Source organism: Stenotrophomonas sp. 82F1 (assembly GCF_056861525.1).
The window spans coordinates 1-25,674 of the sequence record NZ_JBSPUD010000019.1; the positions used below are offsets into that span (position 1 = coordinate 1).

Annotated in this window: 27 protein-coding genes and 2 tRNA genes; 21 read left to right on the forward strand and 8 right to left on the reverse strand. The window is 65.9% G+C overall.

Annotated features, from left to right (window positions below; all coding sequences use genetic code 11):
* The first annotated feature begins 50 nt into the window (after nucleotides 1–50).
* The 8 genes from AC13GI_RS16375 (at nucleotide 51) to AC13GI_RS16410 (ending at nucleotide 9,348) form a co-directional block, all read left to right on the forward strand.
* A protein-coding gene (locus AC13GI_RS16375; protein WP_482995612.1) for an IS3 family transposase occupies nucleotides 51–1,402 on the forward strand; the annotation gives its coding sequence in 2 pieces (ribosomal slippage) (nucleotides 51–498 and nucleotides 498–1,402; 1,353 coding nt in all).
* A gap of 39 nt (nucleotides 1,403–1,441) precedes the next feature.
* Nucleotides 1,442–3,628, forward strand: coding sequence for a Tle-like phospholipase domain-containing protein (locus AC13GI_RS16380; RefSeq protein ID WP_482996847.1), 2,187 nt, complete (start codon nucleotides 1,442–1,444; stop codon nucleotides 3,626–3,628).
* A gap of 177 nt (nucleotides 3,629–3,805) precedes the next feature.
* Nucleotides 3,806–5,281: an anthranilate synthase component I gene (gene trpE / locus AC13GI_RS16385; protein WP_099819693.1), complete on the forward strand. Its 1,476-nt coding sequence runs from the start codon at nucleotides 3,806–3,808 to the stop codon at nucleotides 5,279–5,281.
* Between the two features lie 67 nt (nucleotides 5,282–5,348).
* Nucleotides 5,349–6,128 carry an SIMPL domain-containing protein gene (locus AC13GI_RS16390; protein WP_482996848.1) on the forward strand — a complete coding sequence of 260 codons (780 nt, stop codon included), beginning with the start codon at nucleotides 5,349–5,351 and terminating at the stop codon, nucleotides 6,126–6,128.
* A 2-nt stretch (nucleotides 6,129–6,130) separates the two neighbouring features.
* A complete protein-coding gene (locus tag AC13GI_RS16395; protein ID WP_482996849.1) occupies nucleotides 6,131–6,718 on the forward strand; it encodes an anthranilate synthase component II in 588 nt (195 codons plus the stop codon).
* A 16-nt stretch (nucleotides 6,719–6,734) separates the two neighbouring features.
* Nucleotides 6,735–7,766 (forward strand): anthranilate phosphoribosyltransferase, encoded by a 1,032-nt coding sequence (trpD, locus tag AC13GI_RS16400; RefSeq protein WP_089237368.1) that lies wholly within the window; start codon nucleotides 6,735–6,737, stop codon nucleotides 7,764–7,766.
* Nucleotides 7,767–7,840: 74 nt separating this feature from the next.
* Complete coding sequence (trpC, locus tag AC13GI_RS16405; protein ID WP_033832398.1) at nucleotides 7,841–8,635, forward strand: indole-3-glycerol phosphate synthase TrpC; 795 nt, start codon at nucleotides 7,841–7,843, stop codon at nucleotides 8,633–8,635.
* Nucleotides 8,632–9,348, forward strand: coding sequence for a haloacid dehalogenase-like hydrolase (locus AC13GI_RS16410; protein ID WP_099819691.1), 717 nt, complete (start codon nucleotides 8,632–8,634; stop codon nucleotides 9,346–9,348). Before trpC ends, AC13GI_RS16410 begins: the two co-directional genes overlap by 4 nt.
* 97 nt (nucleotides 9,349–9,445) lie before the next feature.
* Here the strand turns inward: AC13GI_RS16410 and AC13GI_RS16415 are convergent, their stop codons facing one another.
* Nucleotides 9,446–10,207 carry a sulfite exporter TauE/SafE family protein gene (locus tag AC13GI_RS16415; RefSeq protein WP_482996850.1) on the reverse strand — a complete coding sequence of 254 codons (762 nt, stop codon included), beginning with the start codon at nucleotides 10,205–10,207 and terminating at the stop codon, nucleotides 9,446–9,448.
* A gap of 137 nt (nucleotides 10,208–10,344) precedes the next feature.
* Complete coding sequence (crp, locus tag AC13GI_RS16420) at nucleotides 10,345–11,034, reverse strand: cAMP-activated global transcriptional regulator CRP (protein WP_089238148.1); 690 nt, start codon at nucleotides 11,032–11,034, stop codon at nucleotides 10,345–10,347.
* A gap of 150 nt (nucleotides 11,035–11,184) precedes the next feature.
* On the opposite strand from crp, the gene speD reads away from it, so the two are divergent.
* Together speD and AC13GI_RS16430 are read left to right on the forward strand one after the other, a co-directional pair.
* On the forward strand, nucleotides 11,185–11,979 hold the full coding sequence (gene speD, locus AC13GI_RS16425) for an adenosylmethionine decarboxylase (protein ID WP_025874620.1): 795 nt from the start codon (nucleotides 11,185–11,187) through the stop codon (nucleotides 11,977–11,979).
* Nucleotides 11,980–12,145: 166 nt separating this feature from the next.
* Nucleotides 12,146–12,466 (forward strand): DMT family transporter, encoded by a 321-nt coding sequence (locus AC13GI_RS16430; protein WP_099820429.1) that lies wholly within the window; start codon nucleotides 12,146–12,148, stop codon nucleotides 12,464–12,466.
* Nucleotides 12,467–12,538: 72 nt separating this feature from the next.
* Here AC13GI_RS16430 and coq7 read toward each other — a convergent pair whose 3' ends face one another.
* Nucleotides 12,539–13,183, reverse strand: a complete 645-nt coding sequence (coq7, locus tag AC13GI_RS16435; RefSeq protein ID WP_346578091.1) for a 2-polyprenyl-3-methyl-6-methoxy-1,4-benzoquinone monooxygenase — start codon at nucleotides 13,181–13,183, stop codon at nucleotides 12,539–12,541.
* Between the two features lie 196 nt (nucleotides 13,184–13,379).
* On the opposite strand from coq7, the gene rplM reads away from it, so the two are divergent.
* Both rplM and rpsI read left to right on the forward strand, forming a co-directional pair.
* The gene (gene rplM, locus AC13GI_RS16440; protein ID WP_025874623.1) at nucleotides 13,380–13,808 is read left to right on the forward strand and encodes a 50S ribosomal protein L13; all 429 of its coding nucleotides are present in this window, start codon (nucleotides 13,380–13,382) and stop codon (nucleotides 13,806–13,808) included.
* 2 nt (nucleotides 13,809–13,810) lie between these two features.
* The gene (gene rpsI / locus AC13GI_RS16445; protein ID WP_005411311.1) at nucleotides 13,811–14,203 is read left to right on the forward strand and encodes a 30S ribosomal protein S9; all 393 of its coding nucleotides are present in this window, start codon (nucleotides 13,811–13,813) and stop codon (nucleotides 14,201–14,203) included.
* A 283-nt stretch (nucleotides 14,204–14,486) separates the two neighbouring features.
* Here rpsI and AC13GI_RS16450 read toward each other — a convergent pair.
* Together AC13GI_RS16450 and AC13GI_RS16455 are read right to left on the reverse strand one after the other, a co-directional pair.
* Nucleotides 14,487–14,560, reverse strand: a tRNA-Gln gene (locus AC13GI_RS16450).
* A 52-nt stretch (nucleotides 14,561–14,612) separates the two neighbouring features.
* Nucleotides 14,613–14,689 (reverse strand) — tRNA-Met (locus tag AC13GI_RS16455).
* A 121-nt stretch (nucleotides 14,690–14,810) separates the two neighbouring features.
* Between AC13GI_RS16455 and AC13GI_RS16460 the strand changes: the two genes are divergently transcribed.
* The 4 genes from AC13GI_RS16460 to bfr all read left to right on the forward strand — a co-directional run bounded on the left by AC13GI_RS16460 (nucleotide 14,811) and on the right by bfr (nucleotide 16,689).
* Nucleotides 14,811–15,434 carry an RNA pyrophosphohydrolase gene (locus tag AC13GI_RS16460; protein WP_025874624.1) on the forward strand — a complete coding sequence of 208 codons (624 nt, stop codon included), beginning with the start codon at nucleotides 14,811–14,813 and terminating at the stop codon, nucleotides 15,432–15,434.
* Complete coding sequence (locus tag AC13GI_RS16465) at nucleotides 15,431–15,733, forward strand: hypothetical protein (RefSeq protein WP_482996851.1); 303 nt, start codon at nucleotides 15,431–15,433, stop codon at nucleotides 15,731–15,733. Before AC13GI_RS16460 ends, AC13GI_RS16465 begins: the two co-directional genes overlap by 4 nt.
* A gap of 135 nt (nucleotides 15,734–15,868) precedes the next feature.
* Nucleotides 15,869–16,078 carry a (2Fe-2S)-binding protein gene (locus AC13GI_RS16470; RefSeq protein ID WP_089237360.1) on the forward strand — a complete coding sequence of 70 codons (210 nt, stop codon included), beginning with the start codon at nucleotides 15,869–15,871 and terminating at the stop codon, nucleotides 16,076–16,078.
* Nucleotides 16,079–16,218: 140 nt separating this feature from the next.
* Nucleotides 16,219–16,689, forward strand: coding sequence for a bacterioferritin (gene bfr, locus AC13GI_RS16475; protein WP_025874625.1), 471 nt, complete (start codon nucleotides 16,219–16,221; stop codon nucleotides 16,687–16,689).
* 1 nt (nucleotide 16,690) lies between these two features.
* Here bfr and AC13GI_RS16480 read toward each other — a convergent pair whose 3' ends face one another.
* Genes AC13GI_RS16480 through AC13GI_RS16490 form a run of 3 tightly spaced genes read right to left on the reverse strand, consistent with a single transcriptional unit; the run spans nucleotide 16,691 to nucleotide 21,453 of the window.
* Nucleotides 16,691–18,895, reverse strand: a complete 2,205-nt coding sequence (locus AC13GI_RS16480; protein WP_099820431.1) for a hybrid sensor histidine kinase/response regulator — start codon at nucleotides 18,893–18,895, stop codon at nucleotides 16,691–16,693.
* Nucleotides 18,896–20,791, reverse strand: a complete 1,896-nt coding sequence (locus AC13GI_RS16485; protein WP_482996852.1) for an EAL domain-containing protein — start codon at nucleotides 20,789–20,791, stop codon at nucleotides 18,896–18,898. It abuts the gene before it with no gap.
* A 44-nt stretch (nucleotides 20,792–20,835) separates the two neighbouring features.
* Entirely contained in the window at nucleotides 20,836–21,453 is a 618-nt protein-coding gene (locus tag AC13GI_RS16490) for a DUF4126 domain-containing protein (protein WP_025874628.1), read from the reverse strand.
* 178 nt (nucleotides 21,454–21,631) lie between these two features.
* Between AC13GI_RS16490 and AC13GI_RS16495 the strand changes: the two genes are divergently transcribed.
* The 5 genes from AC13GI_RS16495 to ampE all read left to right on the forward strand — a co-directional run bounded on the left by AC13GI_RS16495 (nucleotide 21,632) and on the right by ampE (nucleotide 25,324).
* Nucleotides 21,632–22,375, forward strand: coding sequence for a DUF6776 family protein (locus tag AC13GI_RS16495; RefSeq protein ID WP_099820433.1), 744 nt, complete (start codon nucleotides 21,632–21,634; stop codon nucleotides 22,373–22,375).
* 4 nt (nucleotides 22,376–22,379) lie between these two features.
* Nucleotides 22,380–22,844 (forward strand): bactofilin family protein, encoded by a 465-nt coding sequence (locus tag AC13GI_RS16500; protein WP_025874630.1) that lies wholly within the window; start codon nucleotides 22,380–22,382, stop codon nucleotides 22,842–22,844.
* Between the two features lie 31 nt (nucleotides 22,845–22,875).
* Nucleotides 22,876–23,268 carry an iron-sulfur cluster insertion protein ErpA gene (gene erpA, locus AC13GI_RS16505; RefSeq protein ID WP_025874631.1) on the forward strand — a complete coding sequence of 131 codons (393 nt, stop codon included), beginning with the start codon at nucleotides 22,876–22,878 and terminating at the stop codon, nucleotides 23,266–23,268.
* Nucleotides 23,269–23,409: 141 nt separating this feature from the next.
* Nucleotides 23,410–24,342 carry an NAD(+) diphosphatase gene (gene nudC, locus AC13GI_RS16510; RefSeq protein WP_099820435.1) on the forward strand — a complete coding sequence of 311 codons (933 nt, stop codon included), beginning with the start codon at nucleotides 23,410–23,412 and terminating at the stop codon, nucleotides 24,340–24,342.
* 94 nt (nucleotides 24,343–24,436) lie between these two features.
* A complete protein-coding gene (ampE, locus tag AC13GI_RS16515) occupies nucleotides 24,437–25,324 on the forward strand; it encodes a regulatory signaling modulator protein AmpE (RefSeq protein ID WP_482996853.1) in 888 nt (295 codons plus the stop codon).
* Nucleotides 25,325–25,674 lie beyond the last annotated feature (350 nt).

Genomic DNA, 25,674 nt, shown 5'->3' on the forward strand with positions numbered 1-25,674 from the left:
GGTGAAGTGACCCCCGGGAGTTGGACGCCAGATCCAACCCCGAGGGATACATGAACAGGTACGAAGCTCGATTCAAACTGCAGGTCGCCAAAGAAGCCTGCAAGACCTCCACGTCGGTCAAAGCCATCGCCCGACACCACGGTTTGGAGTTCTCCACGGTCAGACGCTGGGTGGCTACGTATCGGCTGCACGGTTGGCGCGGGTTTCACCGCCAGACCCGGTCCTATGACCTCGCGTTCAAGCTGGCTGTTCTGGAGAAGATGAGCCGGGACGGCATGTCCGGGCGTGAGGCCACCACCTACTTTCAGATTGGCGATGCCGGCGCAGTGGGGCAGTGGCGGCGCCTGTATGCTCAGGGCGGTGCCCAAGCGTTGGCACCGCCGCCGCTGCCGCCCCGAAAGCCGATGAAAAAGACCCGTTCGTCCAAACCACCTGAGGATATGAGCCGCGATGAGCTGCTCAAGGAAGTCGCCTATCTGCGTGCGGAGACCGACTACCTAAAAAAACTCGATGCCTTGATCCGGGAAGAGCAGGCGGCGCAGGACGCAAAGCGCAAGCCATCCAAGGATTGAGGCAGGTTCATACGCTGTCGCTTCTGCTCGAAGCGGCAGAGCTGTCGCGCAGTACTTTCTATTACCAGAACCATGTCCTGGCCCATCCGGATCAGGACGAGGCAGATCTGTGCGAGCGCATCCGTGCAATCTACGATCAAAGCCAAGGGCGCTATGGCTATCGCACGGTGACGCTGGAATTGGCCAATCAGGGCCATCGGACCAATCACAAGCGGGTACAGCGTCTGATGGGAGAGATGGGCCTGAAATCACGGGTCCGCGTGAAGCGCTACCGATCTTTCAAAGGGGCAGCCAATGTTGTGGTTGGCAATGACCTCAATCGCCAGTTCCATGCCGAGCGGCCCAACCAGAAGTGGGTGACCGACGTCACCGAGTTCAAGGTGCAAGGGATGAAGCTCTACCTGTCGCCGATCATGGACCTCTACAACGGCGAAATCGTGGCTTATCAGATCAAGCGTCAGCCCGTGTTCGATCTGGTAGGTCAGATGCTGGACGAAGCCATCAACAAGCTCTCCCCGGATGAGCGCCCCATGATCCACTCCGACCAGGGCTGGCAGTACCAGCATGAAAACTACCGGCACATGCTGGAAAAGCACTCGTTGAAGCAAAGCATGTCCCGGCGTGGCAACTGCCTGGACAATGCGGCAATGGAAAGCTTTTTCGGGACGCTGAAGTCAGAATTTTTCTACCTGAACAGCTTTGACAGCATCGAGAGTCTGGAGGCTGGGCTCGTGGATTACATCAAGTACTACAACCAAGAGCGCATCAGATTGAAATTGAAGGGCCTGAGCCCGGTACAGTACCGGAAACAGGCCCAAGCGGCCGTTTGACCCCACCGTCCAACTCTCGGGGGTCACTTCATAGGATGGGTGCGCGCAAGTAGTGATCCCGACGCGCTGCGCGAAGCTGGCATCAACATCTCGGACGCCGAACTCAAGGAAATGCTGCAGCCGAGGAAGTCCGGATTCCGCGCCGAGATCTATATCCCCGACAAGCGCGTCTTCGGTGAGGATGCGAAACCTGTCGTGGTCTACAAGGGGTCCACGGGTGAGATTCTTGACCCGCTGGCGCCCAATGGAAAACGTGAATCCGGCGGCGAGGATTTCCTCAACAACGGTCAGCAGGGCATCGGCATGCGCAGCGATTATTACGACCGCGCGATGGAACTTGCCGTAGCCATGAACCGTCGTCTGCCCGGCGGCTTCGAAATCGCCGGCCACTCCCTCGGTGGCGGCATGGCTTCCGCCGCGTCCGCAGTCACCGGCGCACGTGCCACCACGTTCAACGCCGCCGGCCTGCATCCGGCAACCCCGGCGCGTTATGCCAAGGACAACGGCCTGCCGACCTTCGACACGCAGCAGTCCGTGCACACCTACCAGACCACCGGTGAGGTGCTGAACGATGTGCAGAACGGCATGCACCGCCTGAGCGAGCATCAGCGTCGTGGCTACGGTGTGCTTGCCAACGAACTGGGCATGGTGCTGAAGGATCCGGCCATGCAGAAGGTCGTCGGTGAAAAGCTGCGCGAGATGCTGCCTCCGGGCGCGCAGACGTCCGCTGCACAGTTCATCGAACAACTGGCGAGCCAGCCGGGCCAGCAGGCGCTGCGCGATATTCCGCTCGCGGCAGGTCGCCTCGAGCTGTTGCTTGAGCCCAAGACCCGCGACGCGCACGGGGCACTCGTCGATCGCCCGCACGTGGCGCCGCCCAGCCAGGTGGCGGAACTGGCGGGCCCGCTGTCCACCGTGCTGCATGCCACGGCGTACGGCATGCGCAGCGGTCGCCTGGCCGGCGAGCAGGTCGAACGGGCCGGCGCCGCCACTGCCCATGCGCTGGACAAGGTGGGCGATGGTGTCGAGCGCGTACTGAAGACCGAAGGCATGGTCATCGGCCAGGTGGTGAACATGGGGTCCACCAGCCTGCAGGTGAGCACCCGGGCGACCAGTACGGTGGTTGCGTCGGGGCGCGAACTGACCGGCAGCATCGAAGCCACGCTGCACCGCGTCGAATCGCAAACCCGCTCCCATGGCCTGTCCGCACTGTCGTGGGTGGCTGACCGGGTGGGCGCGGACAACGTCGCCGGCCGGCTTGCCAAGCAGGCCGAAGCTGTCCGTGACCACGGCGAGCACCATGCGCAGCACGCGACGAAACAGGCCGTTGCCGACGCCGCAAGCACGCGCGTGGCGGGTGAACGCGTGGCCGCTGCCATCAGCCACGACGGCCAATGGGTGGCCGGCAAGCTGCAGAACGGGTTCGCCACCGCTGGCGCCCATGTCGATCGTGGCTATGACCTGGTGGCGTCCCAGCTGAAGGGCATCACCGCCAAGGCGCCGATCACCCTGTCCGCGCTGGGTGGTGCTGCGGTGGGCATCGGGGCTGCCGCCGCGACCCACGTGCCAACTGGCAACCTGCCGTTGGACGCAATGAGGCTGCACAACCTCGACAGGTCCGAACGTGTCATCCGCGGCATGATGCCGGCCTTCAGCGAGGCGACTGCCCGCCATGGCATGGATCCGACCGTCATCCCCAGCCTGGATTCGGAACTGATCAAGCAGGAAGCCGTCGCCCGCAAGCTGGTCGAGCAGCACCAGCGCATACAGCATCCGGAAGATGGCCGCCGCGCCGGCGTGGCGGCAGAACCCACTGCGCGCGCGCCCGGCATCAACGACCCTGGTCACACCGACTACCGGTTGTTCAATGGCGCACAGACCGGCGTGCACGCCCTGGATGCCGCCCACAACCGCGTGCCGAACGTGCAGAGCGACCAGCTCGCCGGTGCACTGGCCGTGCAGGCCAAGCGCGAGGGGCTGGAGTCCATTTCCCACGTGGTGCTCAGCGACGATCACCGCCGCGCCTTCGCGGTGGATACGCCCGACCTGAACGCCGCGCACCGCCGCCATGCCCACGTCGAGGTGGCGGCGGGCATGGCCCAGCCGCTCAGCGCGAGCACCGCCCAGATTGATGCGATCAACGCCAGTCGCGAGCAGGCGCAGGGGGTGTCGCTGGCCCAGCAGCAGGTGCAGGAGAGCCAGGAACAGGCGCGGCGGATGGGCTAGGGCGAAGACAAACCGCCCGTCGCCAAAGGGTTTCCCTGCGGCCAAAGCTGCGATACAGTCATTGGGTGTCCAGCCTGACGACCCCGCATACCCTTTCTTCCGCACGCCGTTGGTGGCGATGGTGGCCTGTTGCCGTCGTCCGTCCCCATAACGCTGTGTCCCGGAAGGAAAGTCGTCTTGATCTCGCACGCTCAGTTTCAGCAGCAGGCCGCTGAAGGCCACACCCATATTCCCGTTGTCCGCGAAGTGCTGTCCGACCTGGACACGCCGCTTTCGGTCTATCTGAAGCTCGCCGACGGCCCCAATACCTACCTGTTTGAATCCGTCGAAGGCGGCGAGCGCTTTGGTCGTTACTCGATCATCGGCCTGCCGGCACGTCGCGTGTACGCCTTCCACGGCCACACCCTGACTGTGCGTGAGGACGGCCAGGTGCTGGAAACCCGCGAGGTCGCCGACCCGTTTGCCGAGGTCGAGGCGCTGCGCAGCGCCCACTCGGTGCCGAAGCTGGAAGGCCTGCCGGGCTTCACCGGTGGCCTGGTCGGCTGGTTCGGCTTCGAATGCATCGGCTACATCGAGCCGCGCCTGGCCTCGCCGGCCGGCCGTGACGAACTTGGTACCCCGGACATCCTGCTGCTGCACTCCGATGAGCTGGCGGTATTCGACAACCTGAAGGGCCGCCTGTACCTGATCGTGCATGCCGATCCGCGTGTCGAAGGCGCCTTCGAGCAGGCCCAGGCCCGCCTGGATGCACTGACCGCCAAACTGCGTGCGCCGGGTGCCGGCTATCCGGCACCGCTGACCAGCGACGTGCTGGACGAGTCCGATTTCGTTTCCGGTTTCACCCGCGAAGGCTTCGTCGACGCGGTCCAGCGCAGCAAGGAATACATCCGCGCCGGCGACATCTTCCAGGTGGTGCTCAGCCAGCGCCTGAGCGTGCCGTTCAAGGCGCGCCCGGTGGATGTGTACCGCGCGCTGCGTGCACTGAATCCGTCGCCGTACATGTATTTCCTGGATGTCGGTGACCTGCAGGTGGTCGGCTCCTCGCCGGAAATCCTGGTGCGCCTGCAGGATGGCGAAGTGACCGTGCGCCCGATCGCCGGCACCCGTCCGCGCGGCGCCACGCCGGAGCTGGACCAGGCGCTGGAGGTCGAGCTGCTGGCCGACCCGAAGGAACGCGCCGAGCACCTGATGCTGATCGACCTGGGCCGCAACGACGCCGGCCGCGTGTCCAAGGCCGGCACCGTCGAAGTGGGCGAGCAGTTCGTGATCGAACGCTACAGCCACGTCATGCACATCGTCAGCGAAGTGACCGGGCAGCTGCAGCCGGGCCTGAGCTATGCCGACGTGCTGCGCGCCACCTTCCCGGCCGGTACGGTCAGCGGCGCGCCGAAGATCCGCGCGCTGGAAGTGATCCGCGAGCTGGAACCAATCAAGCGCAATGTCTACGCCGGCAGCATCGGCTACATCGGCTGGCACGGCGATGCCGATACCGCGATCGCGATCCGCACTGCGGTGATCAAGGACGGCCGCCTGTATGTGCAGGCCGGCGCCGGCATCGTCTACGACTCCGACCCGGACAAGGAATGGGACGAGACGATGAACAAGGGCCGCGCGCTGTTCCGCGCCGTCGCCCAGGCCGCCAAGGGCCTGTGAGTTTCCCTGTGCTGTGGCCTGCGCCGCAGCACCCTTCGCTGTTTCCATTCAAGACAAGGAGTACCGCATGAAGCTGCTGAGCGTTCTGCTGTGGTCGTCGCTGCTGGCCACGATGGCCCCCTCTGCGTGGGCACAGGCCAACACCATTCCCTCGCAGCCACACCTGCTGGTGAAGGGCGAGGCGCGCCGGCTGGTGATGCCGGACCGGTTCGGCCTGCAGTTGAACATCGAAGAGACCGACATGGATGCCGATGCCGCACGTCGCCGCGTGCAGGACAACGTCGCCCGCGTACTGGCGCTGTTCAAGCAGCACAAAGCGGTGGAGGGCAGCGTGCGCGCGGACAACCTGCGCATCGGCCCCGCCACGCGCTATGAGCAGAGCCGGCAGGTCTTCATCGGTACCCGCGTGTCACGCCAGCTGCGCGCCAGCTTTGCCAGCGTGAAGGCGATGCAGGATGTGCTGGGGGCGCTGAATGCCAACGAGAACGTACAGGTCAGCAGCCTGGCCCCGACGTACTCGGGCGAGGTGGCGCTGCGCCGTGAACTCAAGGGCGAGGCCGCAGCCAAGACCCGCGAGTCCGCGCAGGGCTTGGCCAAGGCCTACGGCACCCAGCTGCGCGGTCTGTACAGCATTTCCGATGTGGCGCCGAACTTCGCCTACGGAATCCAAGCAGGCAGCTGGCCCAGCAGCGGCGATCTGGTGACGCCGCCTTCGCCGCCCTCGCCCGAGGCGCCGATGAACAGCATTGAGACCACGGGCTCGCGCCTGCCCGAATCCATCGAAGCCGGCCCCATCACCTACACCGAAAACGTGTACGCCATTTTCCTGATAAGCGACGGAACCTGACCATGTTGTGGATGATCGACAACTACGACAGCTTCACCTACAACCTCGTGCAGTACCTGCAGACGCTGGGTGCCGAGGTGAAGGTGGTGCGCAACGATGTGATGAGCGTGGACGAGATCGCCGCGCAGAAACCCGAGCGCATCGTCATCTCGCCCGGCCCGTGCACGCCCAGCGAAGCGGGCGTGTCGCTGGAGCTGATCCAGCGCCTGGGGCCGACCACGCCGATCCTCGGCGTGTGCCTGGGCCACCAGGGCATCGGCCAGGTCTACGGCGGTACGGTCATCCGCGCCGGCAACATCATGCACGGCAAGACCTCACCGATCCGGCACGAAGGCAAGGGCGTGTTTGCCGGCCTGCCGGACGGTTACCAGGCCACCCGCTACCACTCGCTGGTGGTGGACAAGAACAGCCTGCCCGACGCGCTGGAAGTGACCGCGTGGACCGAGAACGAGGATGGCTCGATCGAAGAGATCATGGGCCTGCGCCATCGCCAGTTCCCGGTCGAGGGCGTGCAGTTCCACCCCGAATCGATCCTCACCGAGCATGGTCACGCGCTGCTGCGCAATTTCCTGCAGCGCCCGGCTGCCTGATCCAAGGAGTATTCCGATGAGCTTCTCCCCCCAGGAAGCCCTGCAACGCACCATCGAGCATCGCGAGATCTTCTTCGACGAAATGGTCGACCTGATGCGGCAGATCATGCGCGGCGACGTCTCGCCGATGATGACCGCCGCCATCCTCACCGGCCTGCGCGTGAAGAAGGAAACCATCGACGAGATCGCCGCCGCGGCGACGGTGATGCGCGAATTCGCGCTGGCCGTACCGGTCGCCGATACCACCCACCTGGTCGACATCGTCGGCACCGGTGGCGATGGCTCGCATACCTTCAACATCTCCACCTGCGCGATGTTCGTTGCCGCCGCCGCCGGCGCGCGCGTGGCCAAGCATGGCAACCGCAGCGTGTCGTCCAAGTCCGGCAGTGCCGATGCGGTCGAAGCACTGGGCGCGGCCATCGAGCTGCAGCCGGCGCAGGTGGCCGCGGCCATCGAACAGACCGGCATCGGCTTCATGTTCGCGCCGATCCACCACCCGTCGATGAAGGTGGTGGCGCCGGTGCGTCGCGAGATGGGGGTGCGCACCATCTTCAATATCCTCGGTCCGCTGACCAACCCGGCCAATGCGCCGTCGGTGCTGATGGGCGTGTTCCACCCCGATCTGGTGGGCATCCAGGCGCGCGTGCTGCGCGAACTGGGCGCCGAGCGCGCGATGGTGGTGTGGGGCCGCGACAACATGGACGAGATCTCGCTGGGCGCGGGCACCCTGGTGGGTGAGCTGCGCGACGGGAAGGTGCGCGAGTACGAGATCCACCCGGAAGACTTCGGCATCGCCATGTCGGCCAGCCGCAACCTGCGCGTGGACGGCCCGGAACAGTCCATCGCCATGCTGCGTGCGGTGCTCGACAACGAGCCGGGCCCGGCACTGGACATCGTCGCCCTGAATGCGGGCGCGGCGTTGTACGTGGCCGGCGTGGCCAGCGATATCGGCGACGGCCTGGCCCGCGCCCGCGCCGTCATTGCCGATGGCAGCGCCCGTGCCCGCCTGCAGCAGTATGTCGACACCACCCGCGCGCTGGTTGCCTGAGCACGCGGTTCAGCCTGACCCACCCGATGGCCGATAATGGTCGTCCTCACCGCCCCAGCACCGACCCGACGACGATGAGCGATATCCTGCAGACGATCCTGGCCCGCAAGGCCGAAGAAGTAGCCCAGCGCCGCGCCCAGCGACCGCTTGAGGAGCTGCAGGCGGCGCTGGCCGATGCGCCACCGGTGCGCGGTTTCGTGCGCGCGCTGCAGGCTGCCGTCGCCAATGGCGATCCAGCGGTGATTGCCGAAGTGAAGAAGGCCAGCCCGTCCAAGGGCGTGATCCGCCCCGACTTCCGCCCGGCCGACATCGCGGTCAGCTATGAGTTCGGCGGCGCCAGCTGCCTGTCGGTGCTGACCGATGTCGACTTCTTCCAGGGGGCCGACGCCTACCTGCAGCAGGCGCGCGAAGCCTGCACGCTGCCGGTGCTGCGCAAGGACTTCGTGATCGACGCCTACCAGGTGGTCGAGGCGCGCGTGCTCGGCGCCGACTGCATCCTGCTGATCGTCGCCGCGCTGGACGACACGCAGCTGGCCACGCTGTCCGAACTGGCGATGTCGCTGGGCATGGACGTGCTGGTGGAAGTGCACGACATCGACGAGCTGGAGCGAGCGCTGCAGGTTCCGGCGCCGATGATCGGCATCAACAACCGCAACCTGCGCACCTTCGAGGTGTCGCTGCAGACCACGCTGGACATGCGCCTGGCCGTGCCGCGTGACCGCCTGCTGGTCACCGAGAGTGGCATTCTCGGCCCGCAGGATGTGGCGCTGATGCGCGATGCCGGCATCCACTCGTTCCTGGTCGGCGAGGCCTTCATGCGCGTGGAAGAGCCGGGTGAGGGTCTGCGTCAGCTATTCTTCGCAGCATGAAAACGTACTATCCAACGCCGCGCGAGGATGCGCCGCTGGTGGTCTTCGACTTCGACCACACCCTGTATGACGGCGATTCGGGTACCCACCTGTTCGCTTCGCTGATCAAGCGCAACCCGCTGCGGATGCTGGCGGCGCTGCTGGTCACCCCGATTGCCGGGCCGATGGTGGCGATGCTGCCGACCCGCCGTGCCGGTATCTCGGTCTACGTCTGGATCGGCAGCTTCGGCCTGCACCGCGCGCGCGAGTTCAACAAGGTGATTGACGCCTACGTGCTGCGCAATGAAGCGCAGATGCGCGCCAAGCTGCTGCCACAGGCGCTGGAGGTATTTGCCGCGCACCGTGCCAAGGGCGATCGCGTGGTGGTGGCCACCGGCGCACCGCCGGAACTTGCCCGCGCGATCCTGGCCTTCGTCGCCCACCAGGACGTGCCGGTGATCGGCACCGAAGTGGGGCCGCGGCTGGGCGGGGTAGGGCCGACCCGGCACTGCCACAACGAAGAGAAGATGCGCATGCTGCGCGAGCGCGGCTACGGCGACATCGATATCGCGTACTCCGACAGCACTGCCGACCTGCCGCTGCTGCTTGCGGCGAAAGCGCCGGTGGTGGTCAACCCGAAGCCTGCCAAGGTGGAATTCTTCCGCCGCGTGCTGCCGGCCGGCACCCGCATCCTCAACTGGGGTTGCGTGGACCGCGGTGGTGACAAGGCCTGACCCGAGCCTGTTGTAGAGCCGAGCCATGCTCGGCTGCTCTTCGTTGCGGTATCCGTGCGCTATCAGCCGAGCATGGCTCGGCTCTACGGGGGATGCCTCAGCGGTACAGGTACCCGAACACGGCATGGCCCACCTGGAACAGGCTGATGCCCAGCACCAGCACGCCCACTGCGACCAGTACCCAACGTTCTTTCACCCGCTTCACCAGCATCGCCGCCACCGGCGCGGCCATCATGCCGCCGATCAGCAGGCCGGCGACGATCTGCAGGTGCTGCACGCCCATCGACAGCAGGAACGTCGCCGAAATGGTCAAGGTGACCACGAACTCGGCCGCATTGACGGTGCCGATCGTGGTCCGCGCCTGACCGCCGCCGGCGAGCAGGGTGGAGGTGGCCACCGGGCCCCAGCCGCCACCGCCACTGGCATCGAGCAGGCCGGCGAAGAAGCCCAGCACCGGCACCCGGCGGATCTCGCCCTTGGGCATCCAGCGGCCGGCTGCGCGGGCCAGGATGATGATCGCCAGCACCAGAAGGTACAGGTAGATCAGCGGGCGGATCAGGTCGCCAGGGACCTGTGTCAACACGTACGCGCCGAGCGCGCCGCCCACAGCGCCGGGCACGGCGAGGCGGAAGAACAGTCGCTTGTCGACATTGCCGGCGACCAGATGCGACACACCGGAGGCCCCGGTGGTGAACACTTCAGCGGTATGCACGCTGGCGCTGACCTGTGCGGGAGGCAGCCCCATGCTGAGCAGCACTGAGGAAGAAACCAGCCCGAATGCCATGCCCAGCGCACCATCGACCAGCTGTGCGCCGAGGCCGATAAGGATGAACCACCAGAATTCGCTGCTCAGCTCCATGGATCGAGCCTAGCGGAAGCGGGTGTGCGGGACATGCGATGGTACGTCGCACGTACGGGGATCCGCCGGGCATGGCCCGGCGCTATCGGTGGAGGTCTTGTGGCAGCGCCGGGCCATGCCCGGCGGACACCGGGTGGTCAACGGGTGCCGTACAGCACCACGGTCTTGCCGCGGGCGTGCAGCAGGCCGTCGGTCTGCAGCTTCTTCAGCACCCGGCCGGCCATTTCGCGCGAGCAACCGACCAGACGGGCCAGTTCCTGGCGTGAGACGCGCAGCTGGCTGCCCTGCGGATGCGTCATCGACTCCGGTTCCTGCGCCAGATCGTGCAGCGTGCGCACGATACGGTCGGTGACATCCAGGAAGGCCAGACGGCTGGCCTTGCGGCTGGTGTCCAGCAGGCGCTTGGAGATCTGCTGGCCCAGCGCGTACAGCAGGCGCGGGGCATCGGCCGACAGCGGGCCGAGGAACAGCTGATGCAGGCGCTCGTAGCTGATTTCGGCCAGCTCACACGCGGTGCGGGTACGCAGGATCACCTCGCGGCGGTCCGACTCCACGAACAGGCCCATCTCGCCGACGAACTCACCGGCGCCGAAATAGCCCAGCACCAGTTCACGGTCCTCTTCCTCCTCGGCCATGATCGAAACCGAGCCGCTGATGACGTAATACAGGGTGCCTGCCGGGTCACCGGGTCGGAAGACGTCGGTACGGGTGGGATAGCGCCGCCTGTGGCTGTGTGCCAGGAAGCGGTCGATTGTTGCGATGTCCAAGGCCAATGGGCTGCTAGCTAGGCGCACGGTTGACACGATAGGGGCGCTCCCTCTGCGCATGAACGGATTCACGGGGTCGATAGCGGAGCTTAACCAGCGCAATTGTTAAGGGCAAACAGTGTGCCAGAACCTGAGCGTCTTCACGTTCCCCCTGGAGACACTTATGCCGCATAATTCCCCCTTTCCCTTCTTACACAGGAATCGACCGCCGTGGTCAAGCCGTTGCCTCGCCTGAGGTTGCAGGGTTTCAACAACCTCACCAAGGCGCTGAGCTTCAACATCTATGACGTGTGTTACGCGCGCACCGAAGAGGAGCGTCAGCGTTACATTGAATACATCGATGAAGAGTACAACGCCGACAGGCTTACTCAAATCTTGACCGATGTCGCTGAGATCATCGGCGCCAACATCCTCAACGTGGCGCGCCAGGATTACGATCCGCAGGGTGCCTCGGTGACGATCCTGATCTCCGAAGAGCCGGTGATCGACAAGAAGCAGGCCGGCAAGGAGTTGATTTCCGATGCCGTGGTCGCGCACATGGACAAGTCGCACATCACCGTGCACACCTATCCGGAAACGCACCCGCAGGAAGGCATTGCCACCTTCCGCGCCGATATCGACGTGGCTACCTGCGGCGTCATTTCGCCGTTGAAGGCACTGAACTACCTGATCGAGAGCCTGGAATCGGACATCGTGATCATGGACTACCGTGTCCGTGGCTTCACGCGTGATGTGAAGGGCAAGAAGCACTACATCGATCACAAGATCAACTCGATCCAGAACTTCCTGGCCAAGAACATCAAGTCGCGTTACGAGATGTTCGACGTCAACGTCTACCAGGAAAACATCTTCCACACGAAGATGCACCTGAAGGACTTCGACCTGGACCAGTACCTGTTCGAGGAGAAGGCCAAGAACATCTCGTTCAAGGAACGCATGAAGATCGAAGCGCTGCTGCGTCGTGAGATCGAAGAGCTGTTCCACGGCCGCAACCTGGCTGAGTGACCCATGCGCGATGCCGTCAGGCATCGCCACCCAGGCGGGACGCCCCGCCCCGTGGAGCCTGCGCTTGGCGCAATCTTCAGTTCCACGGCGATGTACCGACCTACGGCCCGGTGTGAAAACACCGGGCCGTTTCGTTTTTCTCAAAAAAGGTAAGGAGCCCCCACCCATGCCCTGGATCTATCTGCTGCTGGCCGGTCTGTTCGAGATCGGATTCGCCCTTGGAATGAAGTACTCCGAAGGTTTCAGCAAACCCGTGCCGACCGCCCTGACGGTGGTGTCGGCCCTGATCAGCCTGTACCTCATGAGCCAGGCGATGAAGAACATTCCGGTCGGCACGGCCTATGCGATCTGGACTGGTATCGGCGCCTTGGGCGTGACGGTGCTGGGCATCTATCTGTTCAACGACAGCGCCTCGCCGGCACGCCTGGCCTGCGTGGGCCTGATCGTGGCCGGCGTCATCGGCCTGAAGCTGGTGTCACCCAACTGAAAGGTGGCCCGACCAACGGTCGGGCCCCACCGTGTGGTTGGGTAGGCCCCCACCGTTGGTGGGGGCGCCGCCTCAAATGCGGTAGGCAATGCTCTTCATCACCCTCGAGGCCAACGCCATCGCGCCGGGAATCGGGAACGGCAGGCGGCGTGCGCCGGCCTGCTCCGCATGCTCGGCATGCCGGGCTTCGTCTTCCTTCATCACCCGGATGACCGCGCGGCTGCGCAGATCGCCGGCCGGCAGGTCGACCAGGTGTTCGTCCAGATGGGCTTCCACCTGGCGCTCGGTCTCGACCACGAAACCCAGGTTCCAGCCATCGCCACGCAGCCCGGCGAGGGTGCCGATGGTGTAGCTGCCGGCGTACCAGAGCGGATTGAACAGGCTCGGGCGGCTGTCCAGCTCGCCCAGGCGGGTGGCGCACCAGGCCAGGTGGTCGGTCTCTTCCTGGGCCGCCTCCAGCAGATGCTCGCGGGTCGCCGGATCGCGCGCCACCGCGGCCTGGCCGAAGTACAGGCCTTGGGCGCAGACCTCGCCGACATGGTTGATACGCATCAGCCCGGCCGCGTGGCGACGCTGCGCGCTGTCCATGCCGGGTTCGCCGGTGTCCGTGGCCGGATAGGGGCGGCTGGCCGGCGGGTTGCCGAACACCGTGTCCAGGGCGCGCTGCGCCTCGGTCAGCAGGTGGTCCAGCGGGGTGGTCTGGCGAAGCACGGTCATGGCGGCACGGCGTGGAGCGGGGGAGGCCCGATTCTCGCCCGGCCCCGGCCCCCTGCCAACCCGGGGCGGAAGCCGGGTTGCACCCGCCAGCCAAGCTGCGTACAATGCCGCCCCTTACGCTCCACCTTTCACAACGCGTGGCAGAGTTCCGGCGAGTCCTTCGCCGCAATGAGCCCGACCTAACCAAGAGTTCTTCATGAGCACTTTCACTGCCAAGAACGAGACCGTCCAGCGCGACTGGTACCTCGTCGACGCCGAGGGCAAGACCCTGGGCCGTCTCTGCACCGAGCTGGCCCGCCGTCTGCGTGGCAAGCACAAGCCGGTCTACACCCCGCACGTTGATACCGGCGACTATCTGGTCGTCATCAATGCAGAAAAGATTGTCGTCACCGGCAAGAAGCTGCAGGACAAGATGTATCACCGTTTCACCGGTTACATCGGCAACCTGAAGACCGAATCCCTCGCCCAGGCGCTTGAGCGCCACCCGGAGCGCGTGATCGAGACCGCCGTCAAGGGCATGCTGCCGAAGGGCACGCTGGGTCGCCAGATGTACCGCAAGCTCAAGGTCTACGCCGGCACTGAGCATCCGCACGCCGCACAGCAGCCGCAGGTTCTGGATATCTAATCATGGCTATCACTCAAAACTACGGCACTGGCCGCCGCAAGTCCTCCACCGCTCGCGTGTTCCTGCGCAAGGGTTCGGGCAACATCACCGTCAATGGCCGTCCGCTGGACGAGTTCTTCGGCCGTGAGACCGCTCGCATGATCGTGCGCCAGCCGCTCGAGCTGACCAAGAACACCGAGAGCTTCGACATCCTGGTCACCGCCGCTGGCGGCGGCACCACCGGCCAGGCCGGTGCGATCCGTCTGGGTATCGCCCGTGCTCTGGTCGAGTACGACGAAACCCTGAAGTCCGAGCTGCGCAAGGCTGGCTTCATGACCCGCGACGCCCGCGAAGTCGAACGTAAGAAGGTCGGTCTGCACAAGGCCCGCCGCGCCACCCAGTTCTCCAAGCGCTGATCTGCCGCGCCTGGTTGGGCTCCCTCGGGAGCCCACTGGCTGGAAAAGCAAAAGCCCGGCTTCGGCCGGGCTTTTGTCGTTCTGGGGCTGCGCATTTCGAGGTTGCCGGCCAGCGGCCAGCACTCCTCGTGGTTCCGCATACCCGACCCCGGAGTTCTGTCTGGAGGAGAGGCCCCTTGATGTTCAAGGGGGTGCGCCGACAGGCGCAGGGGATAAGGTGGAATGCGTGATCAGATTAAACGCAAAAGGCCAGATCTTTCGATCTGGCCTTTTGCATTTAATTTGGCTGCCCCTGATGGATTCGAACCACCGATGCCTGAGTCAGAGTCAGGTGCCTTACCGCTTGGCTAAGGGGCAATGTAACGTGTAACTATTTTCTCACTTTTCACATTGAAAAACAACTTCAACGTGGTGGCTATGGGTGGACTCGAACCACCGACCCCAGCATTATGAGTGCTGTGCTCTAACCGGCTGAGCTACATAGCCTTGGTGAGCCCGCTATTCTGCTGATGTGCACAAGGACTGTCAACACCTTTGTATCGTGCTTGTGGCCCGACAGACGGCATGGGATAGTCCCAACCAGTAGATTTTCTTAGGAGTCCGCATCGTGATCGATCCGGACGGCTATCGACCGAACGTCGGCATCGTGCTGATGCGGCAGGACGGGCAGGTGTTCTGGGCACGACGTGTGCGCCGGGATGGCTGGCAGTTCCCGCAGGGTGGCATGAACACCGACGAGACGCCTGTCGAGGCCATGTATCGTGAACTGCAGGAAGAGACCGGGCTGTTGCCGGAGCACGTTGAAGTGCTTGGGGCGACACCGGGCTGGCTGCGTTACAAGCTGCCGGCGCGGGCCATCCGCCGCAATGAACGCCAGGTCTGCATCGGCCAGAAGCAGGTCTGGTTCCTGCTGCGCCTGACCGGTGACGAGGCCCACGTCAGCCTGGACCATACCGACTCGCCCGAGTTCGATCATTGGCGCTGGGTCGACTTCTGGTATCCGGTGGAGCATGTGGTGGTGTTCAAGCGTGGCGTCTATGCGCGTGCGCTGCGACATCTGGCGCCGTTGGCCCAGGGGGTGGCGGGGCAGGGCATCAGTGCCATGCCCAAGAGCGCTGCCGAGGCCTGGATGCCAGGCCACGCCGCCGGCCATGACAGGCCCAGGAAGCGCACACCCATGCGCGGCGGGTACTGGCCGCGGAAAGCCAAGGGTGAACCGGGGGCGGTTTGACGCGCAGGCTGCGCAACGAGCGGGTCGATCGGTCGCAACGCAGCGCTGCCGGCTATTTCCGGCAAGGACTGGTTGTCCGCCTGGCAAGCCTCCCCTGGCTGTTGTTGAGCGTGGTGGTTCTCGGCGACCTCGCATGGATGCCGCTTGCGCTGGGGGCGTGCCTCGCCTTCGCGACCTGTGCAGGTGCGCTGTTGCTGGCGGACCACCTGCTGCGGCTGAGAGCGGCAGGCGGGGGCGTGCAGTGGCTGATCGTCTTCTTCAGTGCACCGGTGCTGACGCTAGCGCTGCTGCGTCTGTAGCCCCCTCATGGCGGGCCGGTTCGGCGGGACGCTGAACCGTATCGAGAATGGTTCAGGTCTCTGATTGACAACCATTCTCGTTTCCATTGGAATAGCGACCAGGCCGCTACTGGCCTGCTGCCCTGGTTCCCGCCTGTGTACGTCTGCATCTGCAACGGTGTTACCGACCACCAGATCCGCGAAGCCGCCAGTCATGGCGTAACGTCGGTGGCCGAGTTGACCATGCGTACCGGATGCGGCGCCACCTGCGGTTCCTGCCTGGACATGGCCGGCGACCTGCTGGCCAAGGCGCGTGCCACCCACGATCTGCCGCTGCCGGTACTGGGTCTGGCGCAGGTCGCCTGAGTCGTTTCGCGGCGCGTTGACGCCGCGCTCTCCTGATATTCATTGCTGGCCGCACTGGCCAATGCGCACGATTCGCGTTCCTTCACGCGCGCGCGCAAGGCGTTACAGTGCCCGCGATTTCAGCGTGCAGGAGCATCCCCATGAAGGGCGACACCAAGGTCATCGAATTCCTCAACAAGGTCCTCTACAACGAGCTGACCGCGATCAACCAGTACTTCCTGCACGCCAAGATGCTGAAGAACTGGGGCATCAAGGAACTGGCCGAACACGAGTACAAGGAATCGATCGAGGAAATGAAGCATGCCGACATGCTCGCCGATCGCATCCTGTTCCTCGAAGGCCTGCCGAACTTCCAGGCGCTGGGCAAGCTGCGCATCGGTGAGAACCCGACCGAGATCCTGCAGTGCGATCTGTCGCTGGAACGCGATGGCGTGGTCACCCTGCGCGAGGCCGTGGCCTACGCCGATTCGGTCGGCGACTACGTCAGCCGCCAGCTGTTCGTGAAGATCCTCGACTCCGAAGAAGAGCACATCGACTGGCTGGAAACCCAGCTGGAGCTGATCGAGCGCATCGGTGAGCCGAAGTACCTGCTGAGCAAGCTCGAAGAATGATTCAGCGTGCCTGGCCGGCGAGGTAGCCGGTCAGCGCCACGCGCGCGCGGGCGAACTCCGCCACCAGCAGCGCTACTGCCACGGCGGGGCGCTGCAGGCTGCCACTGCGGGCTTCGTGTTCGATCCGCCGCGCCACTGCTGACAGCGACAGCGCGCCGACGTTGGCGCTGGAGGATTTCAGGCTGTGCGACAGCGCCTGCAGGCGCTCTATGTCGTTGCCCTGCGCTGCCTGCTGCAACTGCTGCACCAGCTGCGGTGCGTCTTCCAGGAACACCGCCACGATCTGTGCAGCGGCATCGCCGATCACCGCGTGCAGTTCATCCAGCACGCTGCGATCAAGCACCGGCTGGGGAGTCGGGGTCGAACGTGCTCCTTCATCACGCGGGCTCTCGCCGTCACGCATGCTCGTCGTTGCGGGGAGTTCCACGGGTTCCGGCAGCGCTGCATGTCCGCGATCCGCGGATATCCGGCCCCAACGCTGCAGCAAGGCATGCAGCGTTTCGCGCGCGATCGGCTTGGACAGGTAATCGTCCATGCCCGCCTGCAGACAGCGTTCGCGATCACCGGCCATGGCGTTCGCAGTCATCGCGATGATCGGCAGCCGCGTGCGGCCCGCATCGGCTTCTTCCCTGCGCCAGCGCTGTGTTGCGCTGTAACCATCGAGCACCGGCATCTGGCAGTCCATCAGCACGACGTCGATCCCACCTTCGCGCAACAGTGCGAGGGCCTGCTCGCCGTCGGCGGCGTTGCGCACCTGGCACTGGAAGACACGTAGCAGGTGCTCGGCCACCATCCGGTTGACCGTGTTGTCCTCGACCAGCAGGACACGCAGATCCAATGACGGCAGCGTGGCCGCCGGCTGTGCGTCTTCGGCATTGGCCAGCAGCGCTGCCGGACGTGCGGTGGCGGTTGGCTGCGCCAGCAGCGCGTGCAGGGCGGCATCAGTGAAGGTGCTGTGCAGCTGCTGCTGGCGCGGCCGCAGCGTGACCGGATCGTCCTGCAGCCACAGCACCTGCAGCGTGTCGTCGGCACCGCGCTCGGCCAGGGCCCGCTGCAGGGCCGCCTCGCCATTGCGGCGTTGGCGCGCGTCGATCAGCAGCCATGCCGGTGTGCTCTGGCCCGGGCGTGGTGCTGCGCGCAGACGTTCCATGGCCTCATCAATACTGGCCAGCAGCTGTACCTGCAGGCCATGGTGCGCGGCGACGCGTTCGATGCGTGGCTGCAGCTGTGCATCGGCGGTGTACAGCAGCAGCGCTGTCGGCGAACGTGCCAGCGCCGGCAGATCGCCGGGGACCTTCAACAGCGGTATTTCAAACCAGAACGTTGCACCCTGTCCCGGCGTGGACCGTACGCCGATGTCACCCTGCATCAGGTCGGTGATGCGCTTGCAGATGGCCAGGCCCAGGCCGGTGCCACCGTAGATGCGTGTGGTCGACGCGTCGGCCTGGCTGAAGGACTGGAACAGCCGCGCCTGCTGGGCCTCATCGATGCCGATGCCGGTGTCGATCACTTCAAAACGCAGCTGGTGCTGGGCGGGGCCTTCGCCCAGCCGCTGCACGCGCAGCTGCACCTGGCCACGTGCGGTGAACTTGATGGCATTGGCCAGCAGGTTGCCCAGTACCTGGCGCAGGCGCACCGGGTCGCCGCGTACCGGCAGGCGCACGGCCGGATCCAGTTGCAGGCTCAGCGTCAGGCCCTTGGTTTCGGCGGCACGCTGCAGCAGCTGCACCACACCGTCGAGCAGTTCGCGCAGGTTGAAGCTGGTGATCTCCAGTTCCAGTGCCTGTGCTTCCAGTCGCGAGTAATCGAGGATGTCATCGACGATGCGCAGCAGCTGCTGCGAGCTGGCCGAGGCAGTGGCCAGCATCTGCCGCTGGTCCTCGCCGAGCGGACCACGGGCGATCAGCTCCAGCATCGGCAGGATGCCGTTGAGCGGCGTGCGGATCTCGTGGCTCATGGTGGCCAGGAACTCGCCCTTGGCCAGCACGGCGGCTTCGGCGGCCTGCTTGGCCTGCAGCAGCTGATGTTCCAGCTGCCCCTGGCGCTCGGTGGTGCGCCGCAGCTGGTCGCGCTCGCTGGTCAGGGTGATGCGGTCGCGCTGCAGTGCCGCCAGCGCGTGACTGCGCGAACGCAATCGCAGGCCCAGTACCAGCAGGGCGATGATGGCCAGTGCCAACGCCGCCAGCAGCGCGACCGTCGATGACACTCAGAGCACCGCGTTGTGGAAGTCGAAGTTCAGGTCGCTGCCGGCCGACTGCACCATGTTGCCCTGGATGTAATCGACACCACCGACCCACATCGCGGCCGCTGCCTGCGGATCCTCGATCTGCTGGCCGATGATCTGCAGGCCGGCGGCATGCGCCTGCTCGATCGATCGGCGCAGTTCTTCGCGCGTATCCGGGTTGGAGTGGCTGCTGGAAAAACGTGCGGCCATGCGCACGAACGACAGCGGCAGCTGGGTGAGCAGGGCAAGCGCTTCGCTGCCCGGTTCGAACTGGCTCAGGCAGAAGCGCACGCCGACGCTGGCCATGCGCTGGCAGAACTGCTGCAACGGCACGGTGTGGATCAGCGCATCGGGCAGGCGCACGTCGATCACCAGCGCGCTGCCGGGCAGGCGGCGTTGCTGCAGCGATTCCAGCAGCCAGTCGGCGAACGCATCGCGCTGCAGGGTGCGCAGCGACTGCGAGACGAACAGGTTCAGCGGCTGGGTGGCGTGGCGATACAGGTCGAGCAGGCCCATCGCATGCTCCAGTACCTGCTGGTCAAGATCGGCGATGCGGCCGGCGGCTTCGGCTGCGGGAATCACCTGGCCGGCGGTCAGCACGCTGCCATCGGCCCGGCGCAGGCGCAGCAGCAGCTGGTACTGCGCGCTGCTGCCGCCGGCGACGGCGACGATCGGCTGGTAAGCGAGCTCCAGCTGGCCTTCCAGCAGCGCCAGGTGCTCCTGCTCGGTGGTCACCTGGCGATGCACGTGGCCGGCCACGCCGGCGCTGAGCAGGCGCGCTTGCAGGGTGGTGCGTTCGACCGCTTCCAGGGCGCTGTTGGCATCGTCGAAACCCGGCGACAGCGGCGCGTAGCCGACCACACCACGCAGGTGCACCGACTCGTCGTCGCGGATCACGAAGGCGCGCGCGGACAACTGCTCGCGCAGGGTGCCGGCAATCGCTTCCAGGCTGTCCTCATCGGTGTTGCGCGCCAGCAGCAGGAAGCTGTTGTCATTCAGGCGTGCCAACAGGTGCGGATGGCCAGCTTCGGCAAGACGTTGCCCGGCCTGCACCATCAGCCGCTCGAAGGCCGCGTAGCCGTAGCGCTCGCGCAGCCCCAACGCGCTGGAGATTTCCACGAAGAACACGCCACCGCGTTCGTGCTGGGCAAGCGTTGCGTTGAGCTGCTGCAGCACGTGGTGGCGCGTGGGGAGCCCGGTTTCCGGATTGCTGGTGGCCGGTGCGCCGTTGGCACCCGGCAGGGTCGCGGCCTGCGCGCGTGCGCGGCGGATGCGGTTGGCCACCGCGGCAATCAGGTGGCGCGGCCGGATCGGCTTGCTCAGGTAATCGTCGGCGCCGCAGTCGAGCACCTCGAACTGGCGCTCCGGGTCCGGGTCTCCGCTGAGGAACACGATCGGCAGCAACTGCATGCCGGGCTGCTGGCGGATCATCGCGGTCAGCCGCATGCCATCCAGCCCGGGCAGGTGCAGATCCATCAGGATCAGGTCCGGGCGTTGCTCGCGGATGGCCTGCTGCACGCCATCGGCGTCGCCAAGCACGATCGCCTGCATGCCGGCGCCGTGCAGCACGCTCTGCGCGAACAGTGCCTGGGCACGGTCGTCTTCTACGATCAGCACGCGGTAGGGCGAGTCGGCGTCGACAGGCGCCATGTCACTGTTGCCGGCCTCCGGCAGTGTCGCGGTGGAGGGCAGGGGCGGCGGAGCAGCCAGCCGGGTACCGTCGCTGGGTGCTGACAGGGTGGATGCCTGTTGCATTGCCGGTACTGCCTCGGCAGGCGTCGCCGCAGCCAAGGGGGCGGCCCAACGTTGCCAATGATCGGCCGGAGGGGTTTCAGCGCGTCCCGGGCGGGGGCCCGCGGCGGATTCGTTTGCGGCCATCGATGCTCCTGGTGTTCGCGGCCATTATGCGACAAGCCTGCCGATCAGCCGGTACGCGGTTGCCGTTGTCCGTCGTCGCTGCCGCCACGTGCCAACCAGCGCACGCTTTTCCACAAGGTGCGCCAGACCAGCCAGACCAGCAGTGCACCGGCCAGGCTGCAGGCCAGCACCACCACCAGCGCGATCCATGGATGCGCCAGCGCGAGCGCCAGCCCGCCGATCACCACGGTATCTTCGGCTGCAGAAGCGACCCAGTTGCTGGCCGGTTCCGGTGAGGTGTTGAGCAGGGCGCGGGTGCCAGCCTTCAGGCCGTGGCTGGCCAGTGCAACGCCCGCGCCGGCCACCAGTGCACCGGTGCCCAGGTCGCCATCGGGCGACAGTGTCGCTGCCGCAAGGAAGGCACCGGCGGGCACGCGCGCAAGTGTCTGCACCAGGTCCCAGGCGGAATCCACGCCGGGAATCTTGTCCGCGAAGAATTCGGCGATGGCCAGCGCCGCCGATGTGCCCAGCACCCACCACGATTCGGTGGCCTGCAGCGCCGGCGGCAGGTCGACCCAGCCGAGCAGGCCGGCAATGCCGACCCCGAAGACGGTGAGGTAGACGCGGATGCCGGCCAGCCAGGCCAGCAGGATGCCGATCACGAACAGGTGGGCTTCGGTCATGGCGGGCTCCGGCGGCGGAACTGTGCGGGGTGCCACACTATCGACGATGGAGTGGCTGAATGCCACCGCCCGCTGCCGGCCGGCACGGGGGAAACCTGCCGTTCCTGTCATACACTAGCCCGTCGTTTGCCCCAGGGGCCGTACTGGCGTCGCCACTGCGATGCCACGGAGACTACCCATGAACAACCGCCCTCCCATGCGTGTGCAGGTCCGCCTTCCCGGTGCGCCGCAACCCCCCGCCGACCGCCGTCGCCTGCTGGTGATCGCGGGCATCTGGCTGCTGAGCCTGGTGCTTGCGGTGCTGGGTGGCTGCTGGCTGGGCGCGCCGCGCGGTGAACAGGGCCAGCGCGTGCAGGCGGCCGAGAAGCGCGCCGATACCCTGCAGACCCAGCTGACCGAGTTGCAGCAGAAGCAGGCCACGCTGGAAGCGTCCGACCGCATCAGCCGCGCCGCCAACAACGAAGTGCAGTCTTCGCTGGCCGAGCGCGATGAAGAGATCGCCGGCCTGCGCGCTGACGTCGCCTTCTACGAACGCCTGGTGGGCTCGACCAGCCAGCGCAAGGGTCTGAACACCCATTCGATTGAATTCAGCCCGGAATCGGCCGGCACCTGGCAGTACAGCGTGGTGCTCACCCAGAACCTCAACCGGGGCGCGATCAGCCAGGGGCAGATGCGTTTCACGGTGGAAGGCGTGAAGAACGGCAAGCTGGCCACCATCAGCTGGGACGAGCTGCACCAGCGCAGCAAGGTGCCGGGACAGGATTACTCGTTCCGGTACTTCCAGCAGCTCACCGGCAGCGTGATGCTGCCGGCTGACTTCACCCCGCAACGGGTGAAGGTGACATTGGGGAGTGGTGCGGGGGGCACCACGCAGGTATTCGACTGGAAACAGGCCGGCGCACCGGCCAGCAAAGGGGAGTAGGCAGATGTTCGGAAGCAGCAAATCGAGCCGTGATGGCCAACTGGTGGTGGATGCCCTGATCGGCAACCAGGTGGTGATCCGTGGCGATGTGGAATTCAGTGGTGGCCTGTACGTGGAAGGTCGCATCCACGGCAAGGTGATCGCCCAGGAGGGCGCCAGCGCGGCGACCCTGACCCTCGCCGAGCATGGCGTGATCGAGGGTGAGATCCGTGCCCAGGTGGTGGTCATCAGTGGCCGCTTGGACGGCGACGTGCATGCCACCGAGAAGGTTGAACTGACCCCGAGTGCCCGGGTCAACGGCAACGTTCATTACCAGGTGGTGGAAATGAACGCGGGCGCCCAGCTGAACGGCCGGCTGATCCATGCCAGCGCCCCGATGCAGGCCCTGCCGGCGCCGGAAGGCGAAGCGTCCGCTGACGGCAAGGGCGACACCGCGGCCCGCCGCAAGCTGGCCGAGGCGATGGCTTGAAAGCCATCGCCGGCGCCCCCATGCTGAGCCCATGAACACGCTCGTCTCCCTCCCCGGCGCCACGCCGGCCGCCGCCCCCGACTACCAGTCGCTGGATCGGCCGCTGAACTTCACCGAAGCCGCTGCGGCCAAGGTCAAGGAACTGATCCAGGACGAGGGCAACCCCGACCTGTCGTTGCGGGTGTACATCGAGGGTGGCGGCTGTTCGGGCTTCCAGTACGGGTTCGAGTTCGACGAGAACCGTGCCGGCGATGACCTGGCGGTGCAGACCAGCGGGGTCACCCTGCTGGTCGATCCGCTCAGCCTGCAGTACCTGATGGGCGCCGAGGTGGATTACACCGAGAGCCTGACCGGTGCGCAGTTCGTGATCCGCAATCCGAATGCCAAGACCACCTGCGGCTGCGGCAGCAGTTTCAGCATGTAATTGCAGGGCGTGGGGCATGCGCCCCGCGCGGTGCCGTCCGTAGATCCACGCCATGCGTGGATGGCTTTTCCTGCACCCATAAGCGGGTTTCCGCAACGTCTGCGGCTTGCCACCCGCATCGATTGGCGGCAGGCTAGCTGGATGCTCACTTCTCCTTCGCCGCTTTCCGGTTTTGCCTTCGTGGGTGAACCGTTGGAGCGCGCCGATGCCATGCGCGAAGATGCCGATGCTCTGGCGCGCCTGTGGCCGGATGCGCGCATTCTTGTCCTGGACCAGGACGGCACCGCCTTCACCGGTGATGACGACCAGCCGCTGGCGCTGACCGGCGCTGATGTCGGTGGCGGGCCCGGGGTCGCGATCTTCCTCGGCCTGCGTGGCGAGCAGGCGTGGTTCTCGGTGGAAGCTGCCAGCGTGACCGTCACCGCGCCACGCCGGCTCGATCTGCGCCAGGCCGCCCTGCTGTGGACCGTGGCCGATGCGACCGCCTTCAGCTACGCCCGCGGCATGTCCTACTGGCAATCGCGGACCCGCTTCTGCGGCGTCTGCGGCACGGCCGTGACGTTCGCCCGTGGCGGCTTCGTTGGCCGCTGCCCGCAGTGCGCGACCGAGCACTACCCGCGCGTCGACCCGGCCGTGATCGTTGCCGTGGAAAACCAGGGACGGCTGTTGCTGGGCCGCCAGTCCAACTGGGCGCCGCGCCGCTATTCGGTGCTGGCCGGCTTTGTCGAGCCGGGCGAGACCTTCGAGCAGACCGTCGCGCGCGAAGTGCACGAAGAGAGCAAGGTGCGGGTGACCGCCTGCCAGTACCTGGGCTCGCAGCCCTGGCCGTTCCCGGGTGCATTGATGGTCGGTTTTCGTGCGCAGGCACAGGACGATGTGCCGACCGTGGACGGCGAGCTGGAAGACGCGCGCTGGTTCAGCGCCGAGGAAGTCGGCGCGGCCCTCGCACGTGACGTCGAGGACGATGGTGAAGGCATCCGTCTGTCACCGCCGATCTCCATTTCGCGGGGGCTGATCGAGCATTGGTACCGCCAGCAACCGGCGGCCGGCGGCGCCAGCATTGCCGCCACCTGAACACGCTGCCGGTTACAGTACGGTTCACCGCTGACGGCGGCGCTGCGACAGGTAAGGTAGCGACGCCGAACGCTTGCTCGTAGGGAGACCTGCCATGTTCACCACCCTGGTCGCCGTGTTGGTGGCACTGGCCCTTGGCCATGTCGCCCCGGCTGCTGCCGCGTCGCTGCGCCGTTTCGACGGCTTCCGGCGCTGGCTGGGCTGGCTGGACGCGCGCGGTGGTCGTACCTGGCAGGGAGCGGCCGGCGTGGCGCTGGCGATCGTACCGCCACTGCTGCTGATGGCACTGGTTGCCTGGCTGCTGCGCGGGGTGTTGTTCGGCCTTCCGGCGCTGCTGCTGGGCGTGGCCGTGCTGGCCTGGTGCTGGGGCCCGCGGGATCTGGACCGCGACATCGAAGCGATCATCGATGCCGACGAAGCACCGACCCGGCAGGCGGCGGTACGCAACCTGCAGTCGGCCGGTGGCAGCCTGCGCGAGGATGTTCCTTCGCTGGTCGAGGCGACCGTGCTGAACGCACTGCGGCGCTGGTTCGCGGTGCTGTTCTGGTTCCTGCTGCTGGGGCCGGTGGGTGCGCTCGGCTATCGCCTGCTGGCACTGATGGCGGAAAGCCCGATGCGCGCACGCGTGCCGGTGGAGCCGCTGGCGCTGGCGCAGCGGCTGCTGGGCTGGATCGAGTGGCCGGTGGCGCAGTTGATGGCGTTCTCGATGGCGCTGGTCGGCAACTTCGACACGGCCTGGAAGGCATGGCGGCAGGCGCATGGTGAGCGCCTGGCCGGCGGCATTGGTTTCCTGGGCGCGGTGGCGCGTGCCAGCGTCAATGCCGAATTGCGCGAAGATGCGCACGATTACACCGAAGCCGGCCTGCTGCCGGTGTGGCAGCGGCTGCCGGACCTGCGTGATGCGATGAGCCTGGTGTGGCGGATGCTGCTGCTGTGGCTGGCAGTGCTGGCGTTGCTGGTGATCGCAGGCTGGGTGACGTAGTTGCTTTGCAGGGCTTGCAGCCCTGCACCTGCAGAGGCCAAAGCCAAAGCCAAAGCCAAAGCGGCTCTGGGTTGCTGAGGGTTGGGCGGGGCGGTGTGGGGCTGCAGGACACGCCGTAAACCCATCCATGGGGGCTCGATGGCGCCATCCATGGCGCCAACGGTCCTGCAGCCCCACACCGCCCCACCCCCGACAGGTTCCGGCGGCTGTTGGTAGGTGTCGACCTTGGTCGACACGGTAGATCCACGCCATGCGTGGATGCAGAGCGAAGCGATCCGCTTCCGCTTTTGATCTTCTCTTCTTTCTTCCGTGGTGGGCGCACGGAAACTGTCCGTGGCCGGGCGGGAGGG

Coding starts and splice junctions, on each gene's coding strand:
- AC13GI_RS16390 (WP_482996848.1), top strand. CDS start 5,349: ATGAAGCTGCTGAGCGTTCTGCTGTGGTCGTCGCTGCTGGCCACGATG.
- AC13GI_RS16395 (WP_482996849.1), top strand. CDS start 6,131: ATGTTGTGGATGATCGACAACTACGACAGCTTCACCTACAACCTCGTG.
- trpD (WP_089237368.1), top strand. CDS start 6,735: ATGAGCTTCTCCCCCCAGGAAGCCCTGCAACGCACCATCGAGCATCGC.
- trpC (WP_033832398.1), top strand. CDS start 7,841: ATGAGCGATATCCTGCAGACGATCCTGGCCCGCAAGGCCGAAGAAGTA.
- AC13GI_RS16410 (WP_099819691.1), top strand. CDS start 8,632: ATGAAAACGTACTATCCAACGCCGCGCGAGGATGCGCCGCTGGTGGTC.
- AC13GI_RS16415 (WP_482996850.1), bottom strand. CDS start 10,207: ATGGAGCTGAGCAGCGAATTCTGGTGGTTCATCCTTATCGGCCTCGGC.
- crp (WP_089238148.1), bottom strand. CDS start 11,034: ATGCGCAGAGGGAGCGCCCCTATCGTGTCAACCGTGCGCCTAGCTAGC.
- AC13GI_RS16430 (WP_099820429.1), top strand. CDS start 12,146: ATGCCCTGGATCTATCTGCTGCTGGCCGGTCTGTTCGAGATCGGATTC.
- coq7 (WP_346578091.1), bottom strand. CDS start 13,183: ATGACCGTGCTTCGCCAGACCACCCCGCTGGACCACCTGCTGACCGAG.
- rplM (WP_025874623.1), top strand. CDS start 13,380: ATGAGCACTTTCACTGCCAAGAACGAGACCGTCCAGCGCGACTGGTAC.
- rpsI (WP_005411311.1), top strand. CDS start 13,811: ATGGCTATCACTCAAAACTACGGCACTGGCCGCCGCAAGTCCTCCACC.
- bfr (WP_025874625.1), top strand. CDS start 16,219: ATGAAGGGCGACACCAAGGTCATCGAATTCCTCAACAAGGTCCTCTAC.
- AC13GI_RS16485 (WP_482996852.1), bottom strand. CDS start 20,791: ATGGCCGCAAACGAATCCGCCGCGGGCCCCCGCCCGGGACGCGCTGAA.
- AC13GI_RS16490 (WP_025874628.1), bottom strand. CDS start 21,453: ATGACCGAAGCCCACCTGTTCGTGATCGGCATCCTGCTGGCCTGGCTG.
- AC13GI_RS16495 (WP_099820433.1), top strand. CDS start 21,632: ATGAACAACCGCCCTCCCATGCGTGTGCAGGTCCGCCTTCCCGGTGCG.
- AC13GI_RS16500 (WP_025874630.1), top strand. CDS start 22,380: ATGTTCGGAAGCAGCAAATCGAGCCGTGATGGCCAACTGGTGGTGGAT.
- erpA (WP_025874631.1), top strand. CDS start 22,876: ATGAACACGCTCGTCTCCCTCCCCGGCGCCACGCCGGCCGCCGCCCCC.
- nudC (WP_099820435.1), top strand. CDS start 23,410: ATGCTCACTTCTCCTTCGCCGCTTTCCGGTTTTGCCTTCGTGGGTGAA.
- ampE (WP_482996853.1), top strand. CDS start 24,437: ATGTTCACCACCCTGGTCGCCGTGTTGGTGGCACTGGCCCTTGGCCAT.